At 55.8% G+C, this 23579-nt stretch carries 15 protein-coding genes; 11 read left to right on the top strand and 4 right to left on the bottom strand.

Going from position 1 to position 23579, the window contains the following annotated elements; all coding sequences use genetic code 11:
- Positions 1–33 precede the first annotated feature (33 nt).
- Together dcd and udk are read right to left on the bottom strand one after the other, a co-directional pair.
- Complete coding sequence (dcd, locus tag ACPUC8_RS18565; protein ID WP_084935026.1) at positions 34–615, bottom strand: dCTP deaminase; 582 nt, start codon at positions 613–615, stop codon at positions 34–36.
- An 88-nt stretch (positions 616–703) separates the two neighbouring features.
- Positions 704–1342 carry a uridine kinase gene (gene udk / locus ACPUC8_RS18560; protein ID WP_039333852.1) on the bottom strand — a complete coding sequence of 213 codons (639 nt, stop codon included), beginning with the start codon at positions 1340–1342 and terminating at the stop codon, positions 704–706.
- Between the two features lie 230 nt (positions 1343–1572).
- Here udk and ACPUC8_RS18555 point away from each other — a divergent pair, with 230 nt between their 5' ends.
- From ACPUC8_RS18555 to yegD, 3 genes are all read left to right on the top strand, one after another.
- Positions 1573–2187: a phosphatase PAP2 family protein gene (locus ACPUC8_RS18555; protein ID WP_039333851.1), complete on the top strand. Its 615-nt coding sequence runs from the start codon at positions 1573–1575 to the stop codon at positions 2185–2187.
- Positions 2188–2335: 148 nt separating this feature from the next.
- The gene (locus ACPUC8_RS18550) at positions 2336–4900 is read left to right on the top strand and encodes a diguanylate cyclase (protein ID WP_494926980.1); all 2565 of its coding nucleotides are present in this window, start codon (positions 2336–2338) and stop codon (positions 4898–4900) included.
- 75 nt (positions 4901–4975) lie between these two features.
- Complete coding sequence (gene yegD / locus ACPUC8_RS18545) at positions 4976–6328, top strand: molecular chaperone (RefSeq protein WP_494926979.1); 1353 nt, start codon at positions 4976–4978, stop codon at positions 6326–6328.
- Positions 6329–6987: 659 nt separating this feature from the next.
- On the opposite strand, the gene ACPUC8_RS18540 is transcribed toward yegD, so the two are convergent.
- Both ACPUC8_RS18540 and ACPUC8_RS18535 read right to left on the bottom strand, forming a co-directional pair.
- Positions 6988–8328, bottom strand: a complete 1341-nt coding sequence (locus ACPUC8_RS18540) for a carbohydrate porin (RefSeq protein ID WP_039333847.1) — start codon at positions 8326–8328, stop codon at positions 6988–6990.
- Positions 8329–8542: 214 nt separating this feature from the next.
- Complete coding sequence (locus tag ACPUC8_RS18535) at positions 8543–9505, bottom strand: aldo/keto reductase (protein ID WP_058969265.1); 963 nt, start codon at positions 9503–9505, stop codon at positions 8543–8545.
- Between the two features lie 239 nt (positions 9506–9744).
- Here ACPUC8_RS18535 and ACPUC8_RS18530 point away from each other — a divergent pair, with 239 nt between their 5' ends.
- From ACPUC8_RS18530 to yegS, 8 genes are all read left to right on the top strand, one after another.
- Entirely contained in the window at positions 9745–10971 is a 1227-nt protein-coding gene (locus ACPUC8_RS18530; protein ID WP_039333843.1) for an MdtA/MuxA family multidrug efflux RND transporter periplasmic adaptor subunit, read from the top strand.
- Complete coding sequence (locus ACPUC8_RS18525) at positions 10971–14093, top strand: MdtB/MuxB family multidrug efflux RND transporter permease subunit (RefSeq protein ID WP_494926978.1); 3123 nt, start codon at positions 10971–10973, stop codon at positions 14091–14093. Before ACPUC8_RS18530 ends, ACPUC8_RS18525 begins: the two co-directional genes overlap by 1 nt.
- Positions 14090–17161 (top strand): multidrug efflux RND transporter permease subunit MdtC, encoded by a 3072-nt coding sequence (gene mdtC / locus ACPUC8_RS18520; protein ID WP_494926977.1) that lies wholly within the window; start codon positions 14090–14092, stop codon positions 17159–17161. The genes ACPUC8_RS18525 and mdtC overlap by 4 nt, the downstream gene beginning before the upstream one ends.
- Before the next feature lie 122 nt (positions 17162–17283).
- Entirely contained in the window at positions 17284–18690 is a 1407-nt protein-coding gene (locus tag ACPUC8_RS18515; RefSeq protein WP_494926976.1) for an MFS transporter, read from the top strand.
- On the top strand, positions 18687–20078 hold the full coding sequence (gene baeS / locus ACPUC8_RS18510; protein ID WP_494926975.1) for an envelope stress sensor histidine kinase BaeS: 1392 nt from the start codon (positions 18687–18689) through the stop codon (positions 20076–20078). The genes ACPUC8_RS18515 and baeS overlap by 4 nt, the downstream gene beginning before the upstream one ends.
- A 3-nt stretch (positions 20079–20081) precedes the next feature.
- Positions 20082–20789, top strand: coding sequence for an envelope stress response regulator BaeR (gene baeR, locus ACPUC8_RS18505; protein WP_494926974.1), 708 nt, complete (start codon positions 20082–20084; stop codon positions 20787–20789).
- A 140-nt stretch (positions 20790–20929) separates the two neighbouring features.
- The gene (trhP, locus tag ACPUC8_RS18500) at positions 20930–22297 is read left to right on the top strand and encodes a prephenate-dependent tRNA uridine(34) hydroxylase TrhP (protein ID WP_039333831.1); all 1368 of its coding nucleotides are present in this window, start codon (positions 20930–20932) and stop codon (positions 22295–22297) included.
- Between the two features lie 231 nt (positions 22298–22528).
- A complete protein-coding gene (gene yegS, locus ACPUC8_RS18495) occupies positions 22529–23428 on the top strand; it encodes a lipid kinase YegS (protein WP_039333829.1) in 900 nt (299 codons plus the stop codon).
- Positions 23429–23579 lie beyond the last annotated feature (151 nt).

Here is a 23579-nt window from a genome sequence, read left to right as displayed (position 1 = left end):
ACTTCGAACTGCAGCAGCCTTGGCTGCGCACTATCAGTCTTTGTCGATACGGCTCGCGTCTGCGCCCTGCTGACCACGATATTTTGCATCTTCGCGGCGGTTATACGGACGTGCAGCCGGGCCAGACAGCGGCTCAAAGCTCAAAGCACCAATCAACATGCCTGGACGTAATGCCAGGGGGAGCTTACCGGAATTGTAGAACTCGAGGACGATGCGCCCCTGCCAGCCGGGATCGATACGGTGCGCGGTGACATGCACCATCAGGCCCAGACGAGCCAGTGAAGAACGTCCATCCAGCCAGCCCACTAAGTCATCTGGAATCGTCACCGACTCCAGCGTGACCGCCAGCGCCAACTCACCGGGGTGCAAGAAGAAGGCTTCGCCTTCCGGCAGCACGATTTCGTCGCTCATCACACGATCCAAAGCCGCACTGACTTCGTGTTTTGGACCACTCAAATCGATAAAGGGTGCCGTATGACCACTAAAGGTACGGAACTGGTTGCCAAGGCGCACATCCACGGTGGCACCATTAATGCGTTCCACGGGTGGGCGTGGTTCAATGGCTAATTTACCGTTGTCGAGCCACGCTTCAATATCGCGATCGCACAATCTCATCGCTGGTACTCCATGATTTAAGTGTAGCGAAAGGTCACCACTGTTGTGACAACCTTAGCGCGTCACGTCCATATCCGGACAGAGTGAATTAAAGATACTGGTTGATTTTTGCCTTGAGGATATCGATGGCGATGCGGTTTTTCCCGCCGCGCGGCACGATAATGTCAGCGTACTGCTTCGAAGGCTCAATAAATTGCAGGAACATCGGACGCACGGTTTTCTGGTACTGGCTCATGACCGAGTCCATCGAGCGACCGCGCTCATTGACGTCACGCTTCATACGGCGCATCAGGCAGATATCCAGCGGCGTATCCACGAAAATCGAGAAGTTCATCTCCTGACGCAGGCGCGAATCCGTTAACAGCAGAATCCCTTCAAGGATAATGACTTTTTTAGGCTTGAGGTGAATGCAGTCGCTGGTGCGGGTATGTTCAACATAGCTGTAAACCGGCAACTCAATGTCCTGCCCTGCCTTTAAAGCACGCAGGTGCTGCAACAGCAGGTCGTGATCCATCGCGCTCGGATGGTCATAGTTGGTTTTCACCCTCTCTTCCATGGTGAGGTGGCTCTGATCTTTATAGTAGGCATCTTCGGGGATGACACCGATATGCTCGTCACCGACCTGGTCACGGATTTCACGATAGAGCGTGCTGGCAATAAGACTTTTTCCGGATGCGGATGCACCTGCAATGCCAACGATCACGCACTGATGAGACTTGTCAGTCATACTTTTTTAAGACCTGATAACTGGAGCCAATTGGAGCCGAAACGACAATGGGCCGATTGAGAGGGTTAGTTGGCGGCAATTATAGGTATTTCACCGGTTTGATGCCAGAGAAATGGACCCAAGGCTTTTCAGAATATCCCCTTTTGCAGCCAGACAGATAATCGATACACTGTTCATCTGCCTGTGCTCTGTCCAGCGCAGGTTGACCGAACGTAGCCACAAGGAAATGTATGAGCTGGAAAACCCTGACCTATTTTGGTGACAGCATGCTGTTGATCCCCACTGCGGTGATCATCGCGCTGATACTGCCCTGGAAAAGCGACAACCGCCAAACCGTGTGGTATTGGCTGCTGGCCTTTGGTCTGGCGGGTTTGCTGGTCAGCATCTCAAAAATCCTGTTTCTCGGCTTTGGCATTGGTAGCGCCAGATTTAACTTCACCGGTTTCAGCGGACACAGTGCCATGTCAGCGACACTCTGGCCGGTGATGATGTGGCTGGTCTCCGGCCGCTTCCCTGCTTTTTGGCGTACCGTCACCATTGGTGTGGGATATCTTATCCCGATGATGGTGGGCTTCTCGCGCCTGGTCATCCATGCTCACTCCTTTAGCGAAGTGTTAACCGGCCTGATGCTGGGCTTCACCTTGAGCAGCGCCTTCCTGGTCACTCAACGCCGCACAGCGCTAAAAGGGTTTAGTCTGGCGCAAGTGTGTGTGGCGTTATTAGTGCCAGTGGTATTAATGGGCCATGGCCGCGTTGCCACCACGCAGCAATTTCTCGAACGTTTTTCCGCCAATCTCGCCGGTTTAGAAAAGCCCTTCACCCGCGCGGATCTTTACCGCCAGTGACCGGGTTCACAAGGGCCAGTCAATCGTTTGAATAGCGACTAAATTTGATTTCTGCGCAGACATCTTATGCAGATGTGCTAGCATGCAAAGCAGAGATTGAATGGCGCATTTTTCGTCGTATAACGGATGCGCGAAGCTGGATTCGTGCATGACCCTTGAGATATTGACCTCACAGGATAGACCGCAAAGAAATTGGCTCAACGCCTTATTGCTGGGTGCTTTAGCCTTTTTGCTGACGTTGTTTTGTCTGGAACTGATTGTCGTCAGTGGGCGTATTTCCCCGCTCTGGTATTCCACGGCTTTAATGACCGTGGTGGTGTTTCGTGCTCCCTCCAAACGTGTTCCCTTACTGCTGCTGAGCTGTGTCATTGGCACGTCATTAGCTAACTTGCTGGTGATTGGACCCGCGTTCAGCAACCTTAAATTTGCCATTTTAAACATGGTGCAGGGTGTGCTCGCTGGCCTGATGCTGCGCGCACTGCTCGATCGCAAAGCCCCGCTGAACTCTTTGCTCGACTGGGTGCGTTTTGCCTTGTGCGCGGGCTTGATTGCCCCACTGATCGGGGGAGTGCTGGCGCTGTGGATGCTGCACGTGGGTCATAAAGCGTCACTGCCGTTCTTTTCCACCTGGGTGATTTCAGAAATCATCGGCGTGCTGGCATTTGGCCCCGTGCTATTACTGTGGCCCAACAAGCCATTGCGCCAGTTGATTACTCCCGGCCGCCAGTTGGAAACCTTACTGACGCTGATCTTCACGCTTTTCGCCAGCTATCTTTCACTGCGTTTCCTGCCGTGGCCCTTTACCTTTATTGTCGTGATCCTGTTCTGGTGCGCAGTGCGATTGCCGAAATTCGAGGCATTCCTGCTGTTCTTCCTGAATGCCAGTTTTATCTCTATTCTGCTGGCTTTTGGCTGGGTGAACCTGGTACAAACGGGTTTATTGCTCGGCCAGGTCAGCACCTGGTTACCTTTCTTGCTGGTGCTGCTGCCCAGCCATGTCATGGCGCTGGTGATGGATGCCTTCCAGCGTGAAAAACACCATATCAGCGAAAGTGAAACCCGCTTCCGTAACGCCATGGAATATTCGGCGATTGGTATGGCGTTGGTGTCGCCCAGCGGCGGCTGGCAGCAGGTCAACCAATCATTGTGTCAAACACTGGGCTATCCCGCTGACGAGTTAAAGAAACTGACGTTCCAGCAAATCACCCATCCCGACGACCTTAATATCGACTTACAACAGTTAGAGCGGCTCGTGGCGGGAGAAATCCTGACCTACACCATGGAGAAGCGCTATTTCCGCCGGGATGGGGAGATTGTCTGGGCGCGTTTAACGGTTTCGATGGTCAGTGACGCCAATTCACAACCGCTCTATTTCATCGCCCAGATCATCGATATTTCGGAACTGAAACAGAGTGAGCAAGTTAATCGGCGCTTGATGGAACGCATCACGCTGGCCAACGAAGCGGGCGGAATTGGCGTGTGGGAATGGAATCTGCTGAATGGCGAAATGCTGTGGGATAAGCGCATGTATGAGTTGTTCGCGCTAGGCCCCCATCAGACCCCGACTTACGACCTTTGGTTGCATTTGTTGGAACCCGCCGAGCGTGAATCTGCTGCTCTGACTGTCCAGCAGGCGATTGAGCGCCGTACAGCGTTTCATCTGGAGTATCGCGTGAACCTGCCTACTGGTCCGCGTTATATCCGCACCGAGGCCAACCGTATTCTGAGCCAGGATGGGCAGATAGAGCGCATGCTTGGCATCTGTCAGGACATCACCTCGTTGCGCGCGTTGAATGAAGCGCTGTTCCAGGAAAAAGAGCGCATGGCGATCACCCTGGATTCGATTGGTGAAGCGGTAATCAGCACCGATGATGAAATGCGCGTGACCTTTATGAACCCGGTGGCTGAAACCCTGAGTGGCTGGACGCAGAGTAAAGCGGCGGGCATCCCGATTACTGATCTGTTAAATATCACGCGCGGGGTACAGGGACCGCGCGTGGAGAATCTGCTGCTTTGCACCCTGCCCGATGAAAAAACCTCGCCTGACCTGGAAGAGGAGTTGGTGCTGCATACGCCGGATGGCGCACAAGTAGAAATCCACTACAGCATCACCCCGCTGAAAACCCTGACCGGTGCCAGCATTGGCGCGGTGATGGTTATCCAGGATGTCAGTGAATCGCGCAGAATGATGAAGCGACTGAGTTACAGCGCGTCACACGATATGCTCACCCGTCTGCCAAACCGCCACAGCTTCGAACAACGGCTCAAGCGGCTGGTAAATGATGCCGCAGCGAATAAAAACCAGCACGTGTTGGTGTTTATCGATCTGGATAAGTTTAAAGCTGTCAACGACAGCGCCGGGCACGCCGCGGGAGATGCCTTGCTGCGTGAACTGGCGGATCTGATGCAAAAGTATTTGCGCAGCAGCGATGTTCTGGCGCGTCTCGGTGGCGATGAGTTTGGTGTGTTACTGCCTAACAGCGATGTCGATCAGATGCGCGATGTGGTGCAACGCATTGTTTCTGCCGTCAATGACTTCACCTTTATCTGGCATGAACAGCCTTATCACGTGGGTGCCAGCGCCGGTGTGACGCAGATTGATCAGCACAACTGCATCAGTAATGTGGTGATGTCGCAGGCCGATGTCGCCTGCTATAGCGCAAAACACGCGGGACGTGGTCAATATCACGTTTACCAGGAAGTGCAGATGTAATCACCACCTGCTTATTGCCAGCCCGCGCTGGCTGCGCTAAAGTCGCCCCCTTTTTTTCTGGCATGGGGGATCATTATGTTTATCGGATTCGATTACGGCACGGCTAACTGTTCTATCGCAGTGAGCGATAACGGCACACCGCGCCTGCTGACACTGGAGAAGGGTCAGCGCCTGCTTCCCTCCATGATTTGTGCGCCCACGCGCGAAGCGATCAGCGAATGGCTGCATCGTCATCATCAGGTGCCGACACCGGACAGTGAAGGCACGGCGCTGTTGCAACGCGCGCTGCGTTTCAACCGTGAAGAAGATATCGAGGTCACGCCGGGTAGCGTGCAGTTCGGCATCACCGCACTGCAACAATATATGGTTGACCCTGAAGACGTGTGGTTTGTGAAATCACCAAAGTCCTTCCTTGGTGCCAACGGTCTCAAGCCGCAGCAAATTGCTTTCTTTGAGGATTTAGTGTGCGCCATGATGCTGCACATCCGCCAGCAGGGTGAAACCCAGCTTGACCGCCCGATTGAGCAGGCGGTGATTGGTCGCCCGATTAACTTCCAGGGCTTAGGTGGCGAAGACGCCAACCAGCAGGCACAGGGGATTTTGCTGCGTGCCGCGAAACGTGCGGGCTTCCGTGACGTTGAATTCCAGTTTGAACCGGTGGCTGCAGGGCTGGATTTTGAAGCCACGCTGGAGAAAGAGACACGCGTGCTGGTGGTCGACATCGGCGGCGGTACCACAGACTGCTCGATGCTGTTGATGGGACCAGAATGGCGCAATAAAACCGATCGTCGTGAGAGTTTATTAGGTCACAGCGGCTGCCGCGTAGGCGGAAACGATCTGGATATTATCCTGGCGTTCAAAACCCTGATGCCGCTGCTGGGTCTAGGCGGCAATACGCAAAAAGGCACCGCCCTGCCCGCGCTCCCCTGGTGGAATGCGGTGGCGATTAACGATGTTCCGGCGCAGAGCGATTTTTATTCAGCGGCAAGCGGCAAACTGTTGCGCGACCTGATTCGTGATGCCGAAGAAGCGGATAAAGTGGCACACCTGCTTAAGGTATGGCAGCAGAAGCTGAGCTATCGTTTAGTGCGTGCAGCGGAAGAGAGCAAAATCGCCCTGTCTGAACAGAATGAGACCGATGCGTCGCTGGCGTTTATTGCGCAATCTTTGCAGGCTGAAATCAGCGCCGCACAGTTGGAAGAAGCCATCAATCAGCCGCTGGAGCGTATTCTGGAGCAGGTTCATCTGGCTCTGGCGACATGCGAAACCAAACCTGAAGTGATTTATCTGACAGGCGGCAGCGCGCGTTCTCCGGTGCTGCGAGCGGCACTGCAACAGGCGCTTCCGGATACACCTATTGCCGGTGGCGATGATTTTGGATCGGTCACCGCCGGTCTGGCGCGCTGGGCCGAGGTGATGTTCCGTTGATAAATCCGGTGCGCACGCTCGTCGTAAGGTCACCCTTCATGGCGTAATGTTCGTCAGTTAAGAACTCAGGCTGCTTATTGATAAGTGGCCTTTTTTTTCTGTGCGGGCTCTGCCGCCACTACTGCCCCCTCTGGGCCGTCCTCGCGCCGCTAAAGCGGTGCCTTCGACTTCCACGTCGTGCCGGACGGACCGTTCGCGGATGACCATCCATGGTCGGCCGCGAACTGCCCCACGCCTCCCCGCGTGGGGCTCCTGGCCCAACGTAAAAGTCTAAGCGCTGCGGATAACCCTGAGGGGGCAGCAGAGGCGTCAGAGCTTCAGGCAATGTGCCCTTTTTGACAACGCGCACTGAAGCTAATGAGCCGGCTGGGGCCGCACCGGGGCAGGCATCCGCAGCGCTGAACGGCGTGAGTATGCCAGGAGAGCCCGCAGGACGCGGGCGAAGGTGGCGCTGGAACATGGATGTTCCATCGGCACCGGTCCGTAAGGCAGACGAATGAAGTGAAGGTACCGCGTAGCGGCGTGAGGACCGCCTGCCCCGGTGCGGCTCCAGACGGCGTTATCGTCAGTCGCTTAACTAATGAGCATTACGCCATTCATGGCGCCCCGTCATAAAAAAGGCGGCCCACCTGGCCGCCATTTTTGTTTGCATCCGCGAATCAGAAATTAATATTCGCTGCGATGCCGCCAACAAAGGCGTCTTTCACTTCACTGACGGCACCCGGTGCCACCACATACTGCAGGTTAGGACGCAGTTGCAGCCATTTGGTCAGCTGAGCGTTGTAGTAAATCTCGTAGTTGTACTCTGAACCATCCTGAATCGGCAGATAGGTTGGGCTATTAAAGTCCGTTTCACCGTTAGCGTTGTTCTGTTCACGTAGCGAGCGAGTATAGGCGCTGTTGACATGAATACGTGCGGCACCCACACCAATTTCATCCTGTGGACGCGCATCAAACGGCCCTTTCCAGGTAAAGCTGATGGACTGGTAGTTATCGGTTTTCGAGGTTTTATGATCGTTCATGACTGCCTGAACAGTCACACCCAAGCCACGACTGGCATCGCCACCCTGCGCGGTCAACTGCTGTTGTAACAGCACATAGCCGCCGTAGGCGTGATCCTGGCTCTGGTAAGCACCATTACTCCAACTACCGTAGTTATCGCTGTTTGCTGACGAGTAGTAATAACCAATACGGTAATTACCCGGCAGTTTGTCCGCGCCGAAGGTCGGTTTCCAGCCCAGTTCCACTGGCACCATGTTGCCTTCGGAATTGCTGGTGTCGAGGCGGAAACCATCGCCGCGATCATAGTTCGAACTGTTCTGGTTATAGAAGCCGACCTGGAAGAACACTTCAGGCGTGATGTTGATTTTTACGCGACCGCCCCACTGGGAAACCGGCCAGTTGAACCAACGGTCACCTCGCCAGTTACCGGCCTGGCCACTACCAAATGCCAGGTTCTGGAACTTACTGTCAAAGTTATCGAAGTCTTCACCGACGGTAACGCGACCGGCTTTCAGGTCGACCACATCGTTGAATAGACCTTTACGCAACCAGAATTGCGTCAGGCGCCAAGTTTGCCCACGTCCATACACTTCCTGCACGGATGAGAGCATGCCGGTACGACGGTCAGCCACCTGATCGGAGATGTTCTGGCCATTACGGTCGGTAATGGTCATCTGGAACTCGGCATCCTGCCAGTTCAGCAGTTTTTCCAGGTCAAAGTTTGCGCCAAACGCCCACTGGTCGCTGTAACGCATAGAGGTGTTGGTATCCGCGCCACCGCCAAGGTTAGAGGCGCTTTCCATGGTGTAGTTGACGTCGAATTTAATCCCGTCATTCTCCAGCTGCGTTCGGTAACCACCCCAGTCACCAAACATGTACGGTGAGTCAGCGCTGAATGCATCGGCGGCCATCGCAGATGCACTCAGCATCGCAAACATCAGGGTTCCCGCTGCCAGGCGGGGCATATGCTGCACTGCTTTTTTTCTGTTCATGATCATTATTCTTTTGTGAGTTACTGGAAAGGATCGAACAGAGGATAGTGCTGGGGATATGTCAATTTTTGCAAATATGTGCGCAGTGAAAGAACAGCTGATAGTTAATTAACGCAATTGTGACAATGGTCTATGAATGAATATCTTTTTACAAAAATGGCATTTTTTGCATGGCAAAAAAAGAAAGATAAGGTGGGGCACCGCAGCGCCCCAGGCTTCTCTAGGCTTTGCTGGCACTGGCCAGTTCTTCGATTTCTTGCTTACTCAGCTGTAGCTCGGTGGCTTTTACCAGTTCATCAATCTGTTGCAGCGACGTGGCGCTGACAATCGGCGCGGTGATGCTCGGACGCGCGATTTGCCATGCCAGTGCAACCTGAGTGGCCGAGGCGTCATGTGAAGCCGCTACATCTTCCAGCGCTTCAATAATGCGGGAGCCGCGCTCATTGAGATACTTCTCGACAATGCCCTGCCCGCGCTTACTCTTGCTGGCATCAGAGGGCTTTTTGTATTTACCGCTCAGGAAACCGCTGGCAAGCGAGTAATAGTTGATCACGCCCAAACCATTTTTCACCGCCACCTGCTCAAGACCGCTTTCGTACTCCTGACGGTCATAGAGGTTGTATTCTGGTTGCAAGGTTTCGTAGCGTGCCAGTCCCTCTTTCTTACTGATATCCAAGGCTTCCTGCAGACGTTTAGCGTTGTAATTTGAAGCACCAATCGCACGCACCTTGCCTTCCTTGATCAGCGAATCGAAGGCCTTTAAGGTCTCCACCAGCGGCGTATCCTGATCGTCGCGATGCGCCTGATAGAGATCAATGACATCGGTTTGCAGACGGCGCAGCGAATCTTCCACCGCCTGGCGAATGTATGCCGGTTTTAATCCGGTTTTCTCAGGGGACAATTCCATGCCGACTTTGGTGGCCAGCACGATGCTGTCGCGCTTGCCGCTTTTCTTCAGCCATTTACCAATAATGGTTTCGGATTCGCCCCCTTCATTACCCGGTGCCCAGCGCGAGTAGACATCTGCCGTGTCGATAAAGAACAACCCTTTCTCCACCAGCGCATCCAGCAGCGAAAACGAGGTCTTCTCGTCCACTGTCCAGCCAAAAACGTTGCCGCCAAAAGTGAGAAGCGGAACCTGAATACCACTATCGCCAAGCTGACGGGTTTTCTGTTGACTCATTTTGTTCTCCTTATTGAAACGAGACAGGACTGTCTTTGAGCTTAGCAAAGGAAATCGCTGCGCTTATGCGTTTTCCTGCCAAAATGTTTACGTAATATGAATACTTAGCGCGCGCAGGACGATATTCTTAATTCCTTCAATTTTTGCCCGGCACGGGCGACTACAATCATTTCGTTTGCGAAACGGTTATTTTGCTTTCGCATGTGGGGAAAACGAAACCGCTGGAGAGCAACTTAGCCATGAGCAGCCGATTAAAAAAAAGTCTGATAACCGTTGTCGTGATTGCCGCACTGGCCGGCGGATATTACTGGTGGCAGCATCCAGCAGAGCCGAGTAAGCAACCGCAGGCCGAGGGGCAACAGCATCATGGACGCGGCGCAGGCGGTGCGGGACGTCGCCCGCTAGCGCCGGTTCAGGCCTCTGCGGCAACCACTCAGAGCGTGCCCTACTATCTCAGCGGTCTCGGCACCGTTACCGCCGCGAATACCGTCACGGTGCGAAGCCGCGTTGACGGGCAATTGATGGCGCTGCACTTCCAGGAGGGGCAGCAGGTGGTGGCGGGCGCACTGCTGGCCGAGATCGATCCACGACCTTATCAGGTGGCCTTAATCCAGGCGCAGGGCCAGTTAGCAAAAGACCAGGCAACACTCGCCAATGCGCGACGCGATCTCAGCCGCTATGAAAAACTGGCGAAAACCTCCTTAGTCTCGCAGCAGGAACTGGATACTCAGCGTTCGCTGGTGAGTGAAACCCTCGGCACCATTAAGGCCGATGAAGGCAACGTCGCCAGCGCCCAGCTCAATCTCACCTACAGCCGCATCACCGCACCAATTTCCGGTCGTGTCGGGCTGAAACAGGTCGACGTGGGCAACTACATCACCTCTGGCGATACCACCGGTTTGGTGGTGATCACTGAAACGCACCCGATCGACGTGGTCTTTAGCGTCGCCGAAAACAACATCAGCCAGATCCTGAAGGCGCAGAAAAGCGGCCAGCCGTTGATTGTCGAAGCCTGGGATCGCAGCAACAAAACCCTGCTCACCAGCGGCAGCCTGCTCAGTCTGGATAACCAGATTGACGCCACCACCGGCACCATCAAACTCAAAGCCCGCTTCACTAATGAAGATGACACGCTGTTCCCTAACCAGTTTGTCAATGCGCGGCTGAAAGTCGATACGTTGCAGGATGCGGTGGTGATCCCCACTGCAGCCTTGCAGATGAGCAATGACGGGCACTTTGTCTGGGTAGTGAACAGCGAAAACAAAGTGAGTAAAAAACGCGTCACCGCCGGATTACAAGACAGCCAGAAAGTGGTGATCAGTGCCGGATTGGAAGCGGGTGACCGCGTGGTGACGGATGGCCTCGACCGCCTGACGGAAGGGGCAACGGTTGAAGTGGTATCGCCGCAAAGCACCGCCACGCACAGCACCCGCGCGGCCCAGCCTGCCCGTGGAGAGCGTCAATAATGCAGGTGATGCCTCCAGACAGTAGCGGCGGACCCTCTCGCCAGTTTATTCTGCGCCCGGTGGCGACCACGCTATTGATGATCGCCATTCTGCTGGCAGGCGTGCTCGGCTACCGTTTTCTGCCAGTGTCCGCGCTGCCCGAAGTGGATTACCCCACGATTCAGGTGGTGACGCTCTATCCGGGTGCCAGCCCGGATGTGGTGACCTCCTCAATCACCGCCCCACTGGAGCGTCAGTTTGGTCAGATGTCGGGGCTGAAACAGATGGCGTCACAAAGCTCCGGTGGCGCTTCCGTCGTGACTCTGCAGTTCCAACTGACGCTCTCCTTGGATGTCGCCGAGCAAGAGGTGCAGGCGGCCATCAACTCCGCCACCAATCTGCTGCCGAGCGATCTGCCAAACCCGCCGGTCTACAGCAAAGTTAACCCCGCCGATCCGCCGATCATGACGCTGGCGGTCACCACCACCAGCATGCCGTTGACGCAAGTGCAGGACATGGTGGAAACCCGCGTGGCACAGAAGATTTCCCAGGTTTCCGGTGTCGGACTGGTGACGTTATCGGGTGGGCAACGCCCAGCGGTACGGGTCAAAATGAACACTCAGGCGCTGGCCGCACTCGGCTTAACCAGTGAAACGGTGCGCACCGCGATTACCAATGCCAACGTCAATTCCGCCAAAGGCAGTCTTGATGGCCCAACGCGCTCGATTACGCTGGCCGCCAATGACCAGATGACCTCGGTAGAGGATTACCGCAAGCTGATCATCAGCTATAACAATGGCGCACCAGTGCGACTGGGTGATGTCGCCACTATCGAACAGGGTGCGGAAAACAGTTGGTTGGGTGCGTGGGCCAACCGCCAGCCTGCCATTGTGCTCAATGTGCAGCGCCAGCCGGGTGCCAATATCATCGCCACCGCCGACAGTATTCGTGCGCTGCTGCCTTCGCTCACCGCAACGCTACCGAAATCGGTGGATGTGAAACTGCTTACCGACCGCACCACCAACATCCGTGCTTCGGTGGCGGATACCCAACACGAATTGATGCTGGCGATTGGGCTGGTGGTGATGATCATCTACCTGTTCCTGCGTAACGTCCCCGCCACCATTATTCCGGCGGTGGCTGTGCCGCTGTCGCTGGTGGGCACCTTTGCCGCCATGTATTTCCTCGGGTTCTCGATCAACAACCTGACGTTAATGGCGTTGACCATTGCTACAGGCTTTGTGGTGGATGACGCCATCGTGGTGATCGAGAACATCTCGCGGTATATCGAAAAAGGCGAGAAGCCGATGACGGCAGCCCTCAAAGGCGCAGGCGAAATCGGTTTTACCATCATCTCACTCACCTTCTCGTTAATCGCGGTGTTGATCCCGCTGCTGTTTATGGGCGATGTTATTGGTCGCCTGTTCCGCGAATTTGCCGTGACGCTGGCGGTAGCGATTCTGATCTCGGCGGTGGTGTCACTGACGCTGACACCGATGATGTGCGCGCGCATGTTGAGTGCAGAATCGCTGCGCAAGCAGAACCGCTTCTCGCGAGCCAGTGAAGCGATGTTTGATCGGGTGATTGCCGGTTATGGTCGCTGGCTGACGCGTGTGTTGCAGCATCCGTGGCTGACCTTATCCGTCGCCTTTGGTACGCTGCTGCTCACGGTGCTGCTGTGGATCGTTATCCCGAAAGGCTTCTTCCCGCAGCAGGACAACGGCATTATTCAGGGCACCTTACAGGCACCCCAATCGGTGTCGTACACCAGCATGGCGCAGCGCACCCGTGATGTGGCCTCGGTCATCATGAAAGATCCGGCGGTGCAGAGCCTGACGTCGTTTGTCGGTGTCGATGGCACCAACGCGGCGCTGAACAGCGCACGCTTGCAGATCAACCTTAAACCGCTGAGTGAGCGTGACGATCGTATTCCTGCGGTGCAAAAACGGCTGCAACAGGAGATCGATAAAGTGCCCGGCGTCTCGCTGTGGTTGCAGCCGGTGCAGGATTTAACCATTGAAACCCAGGCCAGCCGCACGCCCTATCAGTTCACGCTACAATCCGGCTCGCTGGAATCGCTGAGCACCTGGGTGCCGAAACTGCTGGCGCAATTAAATACCTTGCCAGAACTGCGCGATGTCAGCAGTGACTGGCAGGATCAAGGGCTCGAAGCCTTTATCCGCGTGGATCGCGACAGCGCCAGCCGCCTCGGCATTACCATGGCGGATGTGGATAACGCACTGTATAACGCCTTTGGGCAACGCTTGATCTCCACCATTTACACTCAAGCCAACCAGTATCGCGTGGTGTTGGAGCAGAACAGTGAGGCAACGCCGGGGCTGGCCAGTCTCGACGGCATTCGCCTCGCCAGCAGTGCAGGCGGCAGCGTGCCGCTCAGCGCCATTGCGCAGGTTGAGGAGCGTAATGCGGCGTTAAGTATCAATCATCTCGATCAGTTCCCCTCCGCCACTTTCTCGTTTGACGTGGCCGAAGGCTATTCGCTGGGTGAAGCGGTGAAAGCCATCAGCGCAGCGGAAGATGAGGTGGGCATGCCCGCCGAGATGATGACGCAGTTCCAGGGCAGCACGCTGGCCTTTGAAGCCGCGCTTACCAGCACGGTGTGGCTGATTATCGCCGCTGTAGTGGCGATGTATATCGTGCTCGGCGTGCTGTACGAAAGCTTTATTCATCCGATCACTATTCTCTCCACGCTGCCCACCGCGGGCGTTGGCGCGCTGCTGGCGCTGATGTTGAGCGGCAACGAGTTGGATATCATCGCCATCATCGGCATTATTTTGCTGATTGGTATCGTGAAGAAAAACGCCATCATGATGATCGACTTTGCGCTGGCCGCAGAGCGAGAACAAGGCATGGCACCGCGTGAGGCGATTTATCAGGCGTGTTTATTGCGCTTCCGCCCGATTCTGATGACTACCCTGGCCGCGCTGCTCGGCGCTCTGCCGCTGATGTTGAGTGCCGGCGTTGGCGCGGAGTTACGGCGTCCGCTGGGGATTGCCATGGTCGGTGGGCTGGTACTGAGCCAGGTACTGACGCTGTTCACCACGCCGGTGATCTATCTGCTGTTTGATCGTCTGGCTCACGCCACGCGCCGTCGCTTTAAGCGCTCGGAGGCGCAGCCGTGAAGTTCTTCGCGCTGTTTATCCATCGCCCGGTAGCGACCACGCTACTGACGCTGGCGATAGCGCTGGCCGGGATTCTTGGCTTCCGCTTGCTGCCGGTGGCACCGCTGCCGCAACTCGATTTCCCGGTGATCGTTATCACCGCCTCACTGCCCGGTGCGTCACCTGAGACCATGGCTGCTTCAGTGGCTACGCCGCTGGAACGTTCGCTTGGCCGTATCGCCGGGGTCAGTGAGATGACCTCCACCAGCTCACTCGGCAGCACGCGAGTGATTTTGGTGTTCGACTTCGATCGTGACATCAACGGTGCCGCGCGTGACGTGCAAGCCGCGATTAACGCCGCGCAAAGCCTGCTGCCCACCGGCATGCCGAGCCGCCCAACCTATCGCAAAGCGAACCCGTCCGATGCACCGATCATGATCCTGACGCTGACCTCGGATATTTATAATCCCGGTCAGCTTTATGATTATGCCTCAACACAGCTGGCGCAGAAGCTGTCGCAAATTCAGGGCGTGGGGGACGTTACCGTCGGCGGCAGTTCGCTGCCTGCGGTGCGTGTCGATCTCAATCCTCAGGCATTGTTCAACCAGGGCGTCTCGCTGGATGCGGTGCGTACCGCCATCAGCAACGCCAACCAGCGACGTCCTCAGGGCGCGATTGATGATGTGCAGCAGCGGTGGCAAGTACGCACCAACGATGAACTGCAAACCGCCAGCGAATACCTACCGTTAGTGGTGCATTACAACAACGGTGCCGCTGTCAGACTCAGCGATGTGGCTAATGTGCAGGACTCGGTACAGGACGTGCGCAATGCCGGGATGACTAACGGCAAGCCCGCCATCCTGTTGATTGTGCGCAAGTCGCCGGATGCTAACATCATCGAAACCGTGGATCGTATCCGCAGTGAGATGCCGCTGCTGCATGAGGTGATCCCGGCCGCCATCGATCTGCAAATTGCCCAGGACCGCTCTCCCACCATTCGTGCCTCGTTGCAGGAGGTGGAACAGTCATTAATCATCGCGGTGGCGCTGGTGATTCTGGTGGTGTTTGTGTTTCTGCGTGACTGGCGCGCCACGCTGATTCCAGCAGCGGCGGTGCCGGTTTCACTGATCGGCACCTTCGCCGCCATGTATTTGTGCGGCTTTAGCCTGAATAATTTGTCACTGATGGCGCTGACCATCGCCACTGGCTTCGTGGTCGATGATGCGATTGTGGTGCTGGAAAACATTGCGCGCCACGTTGAGGCAGGGATGAAACCGCTGCAAGCCGCGCTTACCGGCGTGCGCGAAGTGGGCTTCACCGTCTTGTCGATGAGTCTGTCGTTGATTGCCGTGTTCCTGCCGCTGCTGATGATTGGCGGCATCATTGGCCGCTTCTTCTCTGAATTTGCTATCACGCTATCAGTGGCGATCCTGATATCACTGTTTATCTCCATTACCCTGACGCCGATGATGTGCGCCTACCTGCTCAAACCCCAGGCGAAACGCAGCCAGCCGCGCACGCGTGGGTTTGCGAAGGTGATGTTAAGAGTGCAAAACGGCTACGCGCGCTCACTGGGATGGGTGCTGAATCACGCCATCTGGGTGCTGATGCTGTTGCTGGCCACGGTGGGGCTAACAGTATGGCTGTTTATCTCGATCCCGAAAACCTTTATGCCAGAACAAGATACCGGCCGTCTTAACGGCTTTATCTCGGCGGATCAGAGCATTTCATTTCAGGCGATGCGCGGCAAATTGCAGGATTTCATGAACATCATCAAGGCTGATCCGGCGGTGGATAATGTCACCGGCTTTACTGGCGGTTCACGCACTAACAGCGGCTCGATGTTCGTCTCCCTGAAGCCGCTGTCAGAGCGCAGCGAAAGCGCACAGGAAGTGATTGCCCGCCTCCGCACCAAGTTGGCGAAGGAACCCGGTGCCAACCTGTATCTCAACGCGGTGCAGGATATCCGCATCGGTGGCCGTGAATCCAACGCCAGCTATCAGTACAGCCTGCTGTCGGATAATCTCGCTGATCTGCGGGAATGGGAGCCGAAAATCCGTCAGGCGTTTGCCGCATTGCCTGAGCTGGCAGACGTTAACTCGGATCAACAGGATAACGGCAGCGAAATGGACCTGACCTATGACCGCGAAAGCATGGCGCGCTTAGGTATTGATGTGTCAGCCGCTAACGCCCTGCTCAATAACGCTTTCGGGCAACGTCAGATTTCCACCATTTATCAGCCGCTTAATCAGTACAAGGTAGTGATGGAGGTCGATCCGCGCTATACCCAGGATATCAGTGCACTGGATCAGATGTTCGTGATTAACAGTGATGGCAAGGCGATCCCGCTGAGCTGGTTTGCCAAATGGCAGCCAGCCAACGCCCCGCTGTCCGTCAATCATCAGGGCTTGTCCGCCGCGTCCACCATCTCATTCAACCTGCCGGAAGGGGTGTCGTTATCTCAGGCGTCTGACGCCATTGATCGTACCGTCACCGCACTCGGCGTGCCTTCCAGCGTGCGCGGCAGCTTTGCCGGTACGGCGCAGGTGTTCCAGCAGTCCCAATCCAACCAGCTTTACCTGATGCTGGCGGCGATTGCAGCGGTGTATATCGTGCTGGGGATTCTGTATGAAAGTTACGTGCATCCGCTGACGATCCTCTCGACCTTGCCCTCGGCGGGCGTCGGGGCGCTGCTGGCGCTGGAGCTGTTTAACACGCCTTTCAGCCTGATTGCGTTAATCGGCATTTTGCTGCTGATCGGTATCGTCAAAAAGAACGCCATTATGATGGTGGATTTCGCGCTAGAGGCGCAGCGCAACGGCAATCTTTCCGCGCGTGACGCAATTTTCCAGGCCTGCCAGCTGCGTTTCCGCCCGATTCTGATGACCACGCTGGCCGCGCTGTTTGGCGCATTGCCGTTGGTGCTGACCAGCGGTGATGGTGCGGAGCTGCGCCAACCGCTGGGTATCACCATCGCCGGCGGGCTGGTGATGAGTCAGCTGCTGACGCTGTACACCACGCCGGTGGTGTATCTGATGATGGACAAGCTGAGCCGGCGTAGAAGTAAACGTGTGTTAATCGCTGAGTAATGACCCGTAGCGGCGCAATTTATTGCGCATGTATCAGCCGCACCGCCGCTACAGATAAGCGTGATAAATCACGCCGCTACGATGGATGCGATTGATGAAATTGGTTTAACACAGGAATGGCTATGAACTCGCAAAACGCCACCGTGCGCTGGCAACTGTGGATCGTCGCTTTCGGCTTCTTTATGCAGTCGCTGGACACCACCATCGTGAACACCGCGATACCGTCCATGGCGCGCGACCTGAACGTCAGCCCACTGAATATGCATTCGGTGATTGTCTCCTATGTGCTGACGGTGGCCGTGACGCTGCCGATCAGCGGCTGGCTGGCTGACCGCTTTGGTGTGCGTAACATCTTCTTCTGCGCCATCGTGCTGTTCAGTATCGGTTCGGTGTTGTGTGCCTTTTCAACCTCGCTCGATCAATTAGTGATGGCACGCGTGGTGCAAGGCGTAGGCGGTGCCATGATGGTGCCGGTTGGGCGCTTAACGGTGATGAAAATCGTGCCGCGAGAGCAGTACATGTCGGCCATGACCTTTGTCACCACACCCGGCCAGGTCGGTCCCCTGCTCGGCCCGGCACTGGGCGGGATTCTGGTGCAGTACGCCAGCTGGCACTGGATCTTCCTGATTAATATTCCGGTCGGGATTATTGGTGCTATCGCTACCCTGACGCTGATGCCGAACTACACCATGCAGACCAAACGCTTCGATTTCCTGGGGTTTGTGCTGCTGGCGGTGGGCATGGCGACACTGACCCTGGCGCTGGACGGGCAGCGTAGCACCGGTGGCTCACCGCTGTTGCTTGGCGCACTGATTCTGGTTGGCGTGTTTTCCCTGCTGTTCTATCTGATGCATGGCCGCAACAACGACAACGCGCTGTTTAGCCTCAAGTTGTTTGACAACCGCATCTACTCTATTGGTCTGCTTGGCAGTTTTACCGGGCGTATCGGTAGCGGCATGCTTCCATTTATGACGCCGATCTTCCTGCAAGTGGGCCTCGGCTACAGCCCGTTCCACGCCGGTTTAATGATGATCCCGATGGTGCTCGGCAACATGGGTACCAAACGCGTAGTGGTGCGCATCGTTAATCTGTTTGGCTATCGCAATGCGTTGGTCGGCGCGACCGTTGCACTGGCTTTAGTGGTATTGCTGTTCCCTGTGGTGGCGTTACTGGGCTGGACATGGGCGCTGCCCGTGGTCCTGCTGCTGCAAGGCATGGTGAACGCCATCCGCTTCTCATCTATGAACACATTGACGCTTAAAGAGCTCCCGGATGATTTAGCGTCAAGCGGCAACAGCCTGTTGTCGATGATCATGCAGTTATCAATGAGTATTGGCGTCACCGTTGCCGGCTTGCTGCTTGGTGCCTTTGGGCACGGCGCGGTGACCGACAGCGCAGCCGCCCATCAAACCTTTATTTACACCTATCTGAGTATGGCCCTGGTGATTATATTGCCCGCCCTGGTGTTCTGGCGCGTACCGAAAGATGTCAGTAAAAACGTCGATCTCAGAGGCAGGAGAAAAGCATGAAGCAGCCAGTCAAACTGGGCATTGGCGCCAAGCTGTTTATGGCGATTTTTTCCACCTGCATGCTGGTGATCATCACCATGCACTGGGGCGTGCGCCTCAGCTTTGAGCATGGTTTTGTCGATTACATTAAGAAGGGCAACGAGCAGCGTCTGACGCTGCTGAGTGATGCGCTGGCCGATCAGTATGAGCAGCATGGCGACTGGGATTTTCTGCGCAACAATGACCGGTTAATTTTCACCATTTTGCGCTCGCTGGAACAAAACCCAGGCAGCAGTAACCAGCTGCCACCGCACGGTTGGCGCACCCAGTTCTGGATTATCGATCAGCAATACAAAGTGCTGTCGGGTCCACGTTCACCGGTTCCGCCGGAGGGCACGCGGCGCAATATCACCACCAGCACCGGCAAAGTGGTGGGTTGGGTGATCGCCTCGCCCGCCGAGCGCCTGACGCGCAGCACCGACATCAACTTTGATCAGCAGCAGCGGCAAACCAGCTGGATGATCGTCGCGCTTACCACCCTGCTGGCCGCACTGGTCACCTGGCTGCTGGCGCGCGGTCTACTGGCACCGGTGAAACGCCTGGTGGACGGCACCCACGAACTGGCTGCCGGGAAATTTACCGCGCGAGTGGAAGTCGGCAGCAGCGATGAGATTGGCCAACTGGCGCGTGACTTCAACCAGCTGGCGAGTTCGCTGGAGAAGAATGAGAGCAATCGTCGTGCCTTTATGGCGGATATCTCTCACGAATTACGCACGCCGCTCGCCATTATGCGGGGTGAACTGGAAGCGATGCAGGATGGCGTACGTAAAATGACGCCGGAAGCCATTACCTCGCTGCAAAGTGAAGTGGTGGTCTTGACGAAACTGGTGGACGATTTGCATCAGCTTGCCCTTTCCGATGCCGGTGCCCTCGCCTACCGCAAGCAGCCGGTGGATGTAGTGAATTTGCTGGAAGTCGTGGCTGGCAGCTTTAGCGAGCGCTATCGCAGCCGTGAGTTGGCCCTCAATCTGGCGCTGCCCCCCAAGGCTGATAGCTTTGGCGATCCCGATCGCCTGATGCAACTGTTTACCAATCTGCTGGAAAACAGCCTGCGCTACACCGATGCCGGTGGCGAAACACGTATCAGTCTGCAGCAGCAGGATAATTACTGGCAATTACGCTTTGCCGACAGCGCCCCCGGCGTGGATGCTGAACATCAGGCACAACTTTTTGAACGTTTTTTCCGTGCTGAAAACTCGCGCAATCGCGCCAGCGGCGGCTCTGGATTGGGATTAGCTATCTGTAAAAACATTGTTGAAGCACATGGCGGCAGCATTTCTGCGGATCACTCTGATTTAGGTGGACTGCAAATCACGCTAAACTTGCCGTATGTTCCTCACCAGAAATAGCTTATGAGCCCGGATAATAACGATCCCCTGATCCTTGTTGTTGAAGATGAACCCAAACTGGCGCAACTGATGATTGATTATCTGCAGGCGTCTAACTATCGCACGCACCACATTGCCGATGGCAACGAGGCGCTTAACTATGTCCAGCAATCCCCACCCGATTTGATGCTGCTGGACCTGATGCTGCCCGGTCGTGATGGCTTAACCCTGTGCCGCGAGATACGTCGCTTCTCCGAATTGCCGATCATTATGGTCACCGCGCGTATTGAAGAGATTGATCGCCTGCTCGGGTTGGAGATTGGCGCGGATGACTATATCTGTAAGCCATTCAGCCCGCGTGAGGTGGTGGCACGGGTGAAAACCATTTTGCGCCGCGTGAAGCGTTCGCCGGAGGAAGCGCAGTTAGCCTCGCATCTGCAGATCGATGAAGGTCGCTTTCAGGCCAGCTGGCGCGAACAGCAGCTGGAGCTGACGCCTGCTGAGTTCCGCCTGTTAAAGACGCTGGCACTGGAACCGGGCAAAGTGTTTTCACGCGAACAGCTGTTGAACCATCTCTATGATGATTACCGCGTGGTCACCGACCGCACCATTGATAGCCACATCAAAAATCTGCGGCGCAAGCTGGAGAACCTGGATGCCGACCAACCGTTTATTCGCGCGGTGTACGGCATGGGATATCGTTGGGAAGCGGATGTTTGCCGTCTGCTGTAGCCCTTTTCACTGATCCAGATCAATTTACTCAGGGTGCGGGCCCGCCTACAATTCCCCACCTTTTGCAGGGCCGCTTAGCGCGGCCTCTGCACCTGCCATCCGTGATGGCATGCTGACCTGACATCAGTGAGAAATCCCCCATGTTTAAACCTGAACTTCTGTCTCCAGCGGGTTCGCTGAAGAATATGCGCTATGCCTTTGCCTATGGCGCTGATGCGGTGTATGCCGGGCAACCCCGCTACAGCCTGCGCGTGCGTAATAATGAATTTACCCACGAGGTGCTGGCGAAGGGCATCGAAGAAGCCCACCAGCTCGGTAAAAAATTCTATGTGGTCGTCAACATCGCGCCGCACAACGCCAAGCTAAAAACCTTTATTCGCGATCTAACACCCGTGGTGGCCATGCAACCCGATGCCCTGATTATGTCCGATCCCGGTCTGATCATGCTGGTGCGTGAAGCCTTCCCCGAGATGCCGATCCATCTTTCGGTACAGGCCAATGCCGTTAACTGGGCGACCGTGAAGTTTTGGCAACAGATGGGGCTGACGCGGGTGATTTTGTCGCGCGAGCTGTCGCTGGATGAGATCGCGGAAATCCGCCAGCAGGTACCCGAAATGGAGATCGAGATCTTCGTCCACGGCGCATTGTGCATGGCATACTCAGGGCGCTGCCTGCTCTCTGGCTATCTGAATAAACGCGATCCCAATCAGGGAACCTGCACCAACGCCTGCCGCTGGGAATACAACGTGGAGGAAGGCAAGCAGGATGAGATCGGCAATATCGTCGGTTTCCATCAACCGGTTGCCGTTCAGGAACCGACGCTCGGGATCGGCACGACAACAGACCGCGTATTCCTGCTGGAAGAGAAAATGAAGCCCGGCGAGGTGATGAGTGCCTTTGAAGATGAGCACGGCACCTACATCATGAACTCTAAAGATCTGCGCGCGGTGGCGCACGTTGAGCGCCTGACGCAGATGGGCGTGCATTCGCTGAAAATTGAAGGGCGCACCAAATCGTTTTACTACTGCGCGCGCACTGCGCAAGTCTATCGCCGTGCCATTGATGATGCGGCGGCGGGGAAACCTTTTGATCCCGCGCTGCTGGAGACTTTAGAAGGGTTGGCGCATCGCGGCTATACCGAAGGTTTTTTACGCCGCCATACTCATGACAGTTATCAAAACTATGAGCAAGGGTTCTCGGTCTCAGAACGCCAGCAGTTTGTCGGAGAGTTTACCGGCGAACGTCGCGGTGACTGGGCGCAAATTGCCGTTAAGAACAAGTTCTTGCTGGGGGATTCGGTTGAGATAATGACACCCGAAGGCAACCTGAACTGTACGCTGGAAACCATGCAGAATGATAAAGGTGCAGCGGTGGACGTGGCGCCAGGGGATGGTCATCGGGTGTGGATCCCGGTCCCCGAAACGGTGGATCTGTCGTTTGCCCTGCTGCTGCGTAACTTCACCGATGGCAACAGCACTTACGATCCGCACGGAAAAAAGCGCACATAATGAAAAGAATGCAGCGAAGTTAGAACAGGATCACAGACCGCCGCTGCGCCTCGCTTTAGAATCCTGCCTGCTGCTAACGAGTAACAATAAACAGCAGGTAGTACCAGGAACCACCTCATTCACCCGCCCGGCTCCCCCGTGCGGGTTTTCTTTTTTCGTCGCCCGCCGATAAAGTTCCCCGCCCAGCTATGCTATAACCACTGCATCGTTTTTCGCCTCAAGGAACTGATTATGCAAAACAAACCGCTCACCCTGCTGATCCTCAATGGTAAAGGTGCTGGTAATGAAGATTTGCGCGCGGCGGTGAATACGCTGCGAGATGAAGGTTTCAATCTGGCGGTGCGTGTCACCTGGGAAAAAGGTGACGGCGACCGTTATGTTCAAGAAGCGGTAGACCTGCAAGCTGAAACCGTGGTGGCGGGCGGTGGCGATGGCACCATCAATGAAATTGCCGCGGCTCTGGCCGCCATCGACGCTGAAAAACGTCCCGCACTGGGCATTTTGCCGTTGGGTACCGCCAATGATTTTGCCACCAGCGTCGGCATTCCGCCCGAAATGGAACCGGCGCTGCGTCTTGCTGTGTTAGGCAAAGCCAGCGCAATTGATTTAGCCCGCGTCAATGGCGATCGCTACTTCATCAATATGGCGACCGGAGGTTTCGGCACACGCATTACCACCGAAACCCCGGAGAAGCTGAAATCTGCACTGGGCGGCGTCTCCTACTTTATTCACGGTTTGATGCGAGTCGATGCGTTGAAACCCGACAGCTGTGAGATCAGCGGTCCTGGCTTTAACTGGCAAGGTGATGCGCTGGTGATTGGCATCGGTAATGGCCGTCAGGCAGGCGGTGGGCAGAAGCTGTGCCCGGAGGCGCTGATCAATGATGGGCAACTGAATCTCAGCATCGTCACCGCGCAGGAGTTGCTACCGACTCTGCTGCATTCGCTGACGCGTAATGATGAGAATCCGAATATCACCACCGCGCAGTTGCAGTCATTAACTATCCGCTCACCGCACGAGATGACCTTTAATCTGGATGGTGAACCGCTGACCGGCAGCGAGTTCGAGATTGAGGTGATGCCCGGCGCGTTGAGCTGCCGATTGCCACCACAGTGTCCGCTACTGGCTTAGTGACCTGGTGCGCATAAATGCGCACCCTACAAGGGTTCGGTTCTGTATTCGTAGATACCGTCTTGCCAGTTACCTGGCAAGACATATTTCTGCATCGAACGGGCGGCCTGATTTCAGCACTCCATAAGCCAGCTGCAGCAGCTTTTTCATC

The organism is Pantoea sp. CFCC18177 (genome assembly GCF_059412425.1).
Note: the sequence above shows the minus strand (reverse complement) of the source record. Positions and strands in the feature narration are given on the sequence as shown.